The following is a 4006-nucleotide window of genomic DNA, read 5'->3' on the forward strand; positions in this document are numbered from 1 at the left end:
TCTCTCGCTCCTGACCGCGGCGCTGGTGGGATGGGGCATCACGCTGTCCCGTCGCGGCACGGACATCCACGACGAGGACTCCACCCTGCCGCTCCAGCGTGACCCGGAGCCGGGAGCCGTGTCCGGCCGCGGGGTGGGCATCGTGCGGATGCTCGCCGACGAGTGGGACATGAAGTGCCAGCGACACGGAAAGACGGTCACGGCATGCTTCCGCCCGACCGGCGCCCGACAGAGCGGTGACGAAGCCCGGCAGGGCGGTGACGGCATCTGACAGGGCGGTGACGAAGCCCGGCGGAGCGGTGACGAAGCCCGGCGGGGCGGTGAAGGCGTCCGACAGGGCGGTGACGAGGCCCGGCGGAGCGGTGACGAAGCCCGGCGGGCGGTGACGGTGCCGGCCCACCCTCCCCGTCACGGCCGGCGGCGCCCCGCGCCCGCCCGGACGGCCCACTCGCCGGGCGGGGCCCTGCCCCGCCGCCTACCGTGAACGGGTGAGCGGCTCCAGCGTTCCGCCCGAGGGCGGAGACGGCGCAGACCGGCCGGCCGGCCACCGGACCGACTACGCGGGCGCCATCTACGGCTCGATCCTGGCCGCCTCCGTCGTGGCCACGGCCGGAACGACAGGGGACTTCCCGCATCTCCAGGCCGTCGCGCTGCTGATGGTCACCGGCCTGGTCTTCTGGGCGACCCATGTGTACGCGCAGATCGCCGGCGAACGCATCGTCGGCCAGCGGTGGTCCCTGCGCCAGATCCGCCGGATCGGCACGCACGAGTGGTCCATCGTCGAGGCGGCCACCCTGCCCGCCGCCGCCCTCGCCCTGAGCGCCCTCCTCGATATGAGTGTGAACACGGGCCTGTGGATCGCTCTGGGCATCGCGGTGGGCCAGCAGGTCATGTGGGCGTGCCTCGGAGCCGTCCGCGCCGGCGCCTCCCGGGGGCTCGTCGTCGCCGAGGGTTTCGTGAACCTGGCCCTCGGACTGATCATCGTCGCCGCCAAGGTCGTCCTGAAGCACTGAGCACCCACGACCACCCCGGACCTCGGACGACTGGTTAGCCTGGAGCGGAGGGGGAGGCTCGGGTGACGGCCCAGAGGAGGCCGGTATGGCCGGTACGGCAGACACGAATTCCGGGGTCGGCGCCGACGACGGGACGCAGGGCGCACCCGGCGCCTCGTACGGCGCCGACAGCGGGCCGCACGGCGCATCCGGCGCCCGGCACGGCACGGGCGGCGGTACGCATGACGGCCCCGGCGCCGCGTACGGCGGGACGCAGGGCGCACCCGGCGCCCCGTACGGCACGGGCACCCCCCGCTACCTGCCGATCGCCGACCACGGCCTGATCGGCGACCTGCGCAGCGCGGCCCTGGTCGGCACCGACGGCACCATCGACTGGTACTGCTGCCCCCGCTTCGACGCGCCCAGCGTCTTCGCCTCGATCCTGGACGCCGACAAGGGCGGCTGCTTCGAACTCGCCGCGGACGTTCCGGCGCGTACGAAGCAGTTCTACTTCCCCGACACGAACGTGCTGATCACCCGGTTCTTCGCGGACGACGGGGTCGGGGAGATCCAGGACTTCATGCCGGTCGTCGACGACTCGCGCGAGACCGACCGGCACCGCCTGATCCGCCGTGTGGTGTGTGTCCGCGGAACCCTGCCCTTCCGCGCGCGCGTCGCCCCCCGCTTCGACTACGGGACGACCCCGCACACCGTGCACATCGACTCCGGCCAGGCCGTCTTCGCCACGCCCGCGCTCAGGCTGGCCCTGACGGCCACCGTGCCCATCGAGGCGGCGGGGCACGACGTGTGGTCGCTGTTCAAACTGCGCGAAGGGGAGTCCGCGGTCTTCACCCTCGACCAGGTCACCGACGAGGTGGCTCCGCGGTTCTGCGCCGTTACGGAGGCCGAGCGGGAGTTCGGGGCCACCGTGCGCTACTGGCGGCGCTGGCTGTCGCAGTCGCGCTACCGGGGCCGCTGGCGGGAGATGGTGCACCGTTCCGCCCTCACCCTGAAACTGCTCACGTACGCCCCCACCGGCGCCATCATCGCCGCGCCCACCACCAGCCTGCCCGAGCGGATCGGCGGCGAGCGCAACTGGGACTACCGCTATGTGTGGGTCCGCGACGCCGCGTTCTGCGTGTACGCGCTGCTGCGTCTCGGCTTCAAGGACGAGGCCGAGGCGTTCATGAACTTCTTGTGCGCGCACGTCCAGTGCGAGTTCCCCGCGGACATCGGCCCGGACGGCCCCTTGCAGATCATGTACGGCATCGACGGGCGCCGTGACCTGCCCGAGCGCGAGCTGACTCATCTGGAGGGCCATCGCGGATCGTTCCCCGTACGTGTCGGCAACGGCGCCGTCGGCCAGCTCCAGCTCGACATCTACGGGGCCCTGATCGACTCCCTCTACCTCTACGACAAGTGGGGGCAACCCCTCTCCAGCGCGCACTGGAACAGCGTCAGCGGAATCGTCGACTGGGTGTGTGAGAACTGGGACCAGCCGGACGAGGGAGTGTGGGAGACCCGCGGGGGCCGCAAGGCCTTCCTCTACTCCCGCCTCATGTGCTGGGTGGCCATCGAGCGCGCCATGCGGCTGGCCCGGCACCGCGGCCTGCCCGCCGACCTGAACCGCTGGGGCGCCGCCCGTGACACGATCTACCGGCGGATCATGAGCCATGGCTGGTCCACGGCACGCAACGCCTTCACCCAGGCGGAGAACAGCGACATCCTCGACGCGTCGCTGCTGATGATGCCGCTCGGGAAGTTCATCTCCCCGACCGACCCGAAGTGGCTCGCCACCCTCGACGCCCTGGGCGAGGAGCTGGTCTCCGACTCGCTGGTCTACCGCTACGACCCACTGGCGAGTCCCGACGGCCTCAGCGGAGAGGAGGGCACCTTCTCGATCTGCTCGTTCTGGCACGTCGAGGCACTCACCAGGGCGGGCCGCCTGGACGAGGCCCGGCTCGCCTTCGAGAAGATGCTCACCTACGCCAACCACCTCGGCCTCTACGCGGAGGAGATCGGCCACACCGGAGAACAGTGCGGCAACTTCCCCCAGGCCTTCACCCACCTCGCCCTGATCAGCGCCGCCTTCAACCTCGACCGCAGGCTCGGCTGACCCCCGGCGGGGCCGCGCGCTCAGGGTGCCGTGAACAGGCCCGGGAAACGCGGCGCGAGCCAGGGCTTGCGGCCCCGGACGAGGATGCGGCCGCGCAGGATGGGGCCGACCTGTCCCAGCCGGCCGAGGCCCATCAGCAGGAAGGTGACCGGTTCGATGGAGATGGTGCAGTCCGGCTCGGCCGGCGGCTCCGGATCGACGGTCGGCACACCGTCGGCCAGGGTCACGCCGAACCCGCCACCGCCCCACAGCCGTATGTCGTAGCGGGCGTTCATACCGGCGGTGCGCAGCGGGTCGGTGACCCGTGGCATCGCCGTGAGCATGAACGGCAGGGTCAGCCGGACCCGGGCCCGGTCGAGCATGTGCGGCCGTCCCAGCGCGCGGGCGAGGTCGTAGCCGTGGCCGAGCATGTGCGTGAGCAGATACGACCCCAGCTCCTGTGGGCTCATCGAGCCGAGCGGGGTGACCACGGGCCCCTCGAAGGTGTCCTCCTCCAGGGCCTTCACACAGGCGTCGGCGTGCTCGACGATCATCGCGGCCAGGGGCTCGGCGTTCCGTTCCCCGAACTCCGCCAGCGAGCGCTCGTTGGCCCCGGCGAGACTCTGCGGTGTGCCGTCCCCGTAGGGGCGCGCGTGTCCCGCCGCGAGCCCGGCCATCAGCTCGTTGGCCAGCGCCAGATGCGCGGCCGCCTCGCCGACGCTCCACTCGGCCCCGGGGATCCGGCGTTCCATGTCGGCGTCGGCCCGCAGCAGCGCGGCGATCTCCTCGGCGGTCTCGTGTATCGCGGCGGCCAGCCCCTCGGGCAGCCCCCTTCGCACGTCCTGCCCAGCCACTGCGTCCACGTCGTCGCCCATCCTGACTCCTGCCGCTGTCGCCTCCCCCGGGTCGCGGAGGTGTG

At 72.0% G+C, this 4006-nt stretch carries 3 protein-coding genes and 1 pseudogene; 3 read left to right on the forward strand and 1 reads right to left on the reverse strand.

Annotated features, from left to right (window positions below):
- The 3 genes and pseudogenes from ACWEBX_RS37860 to ACWEBX_RS37870 all read left to right on the forward strand — a co-directional run.
- A pseudogene (locus tag ACWEBX_RS37860) lies at positions 1 to 271 on the forward strand (hypothetical protein); the annotation flags it as partial.
- Between the two features lie 217 nt (positions 272 to 488).
- Positions 489 to 1013 (forward strand): hypothetical protein, encoded by a 525-nt coding sequence (locus ACWEBX_RS37865; RefSeq protein ID WP_451889272.1) that lies wholly within the window; start codon positions 489 to 491, stop codon positions 1011 to 1013.
- Between the two features lie 85 nt (positions 1014 to 1098).
- Positions 1099 to 3108: a glycoside hydrolase family 15 protein gene (locus ACWEBX_RS37870; protein ID WP_451889273.1), complete on the forward strand. Its 2010-nt coding sequence runs from the start codon at positions 1099 to 1101 to the stop codon at positions 3106 to 3108.
- A 20-nt stretch (positions 3109 to 3128) separates the two neighbouring features.
- Here ACWEBX_RS37870 and ACWEBX_RS37875 read toward each other — a convergent pair whose 3' ends face one another.
- Positions 3129 to 3962 (reverse strand): maleylpyruvate isomerase family mycothiol-dependent enzyme, encoded by an 834-nt coding sequence (locus ACWEBX_RS37875; protein WP_451889274.1) that lies wholly within the window; start codon positions 3960 to 3962, stop codon positions 3129 to 3131.
- Between the last annotated feature and the right edge of the window lie 44 nt (positions 3963 to 4006).

It is taken from the genome of Streptomyces sp. NPDC005070 (genome assembly GCF_053600395.1).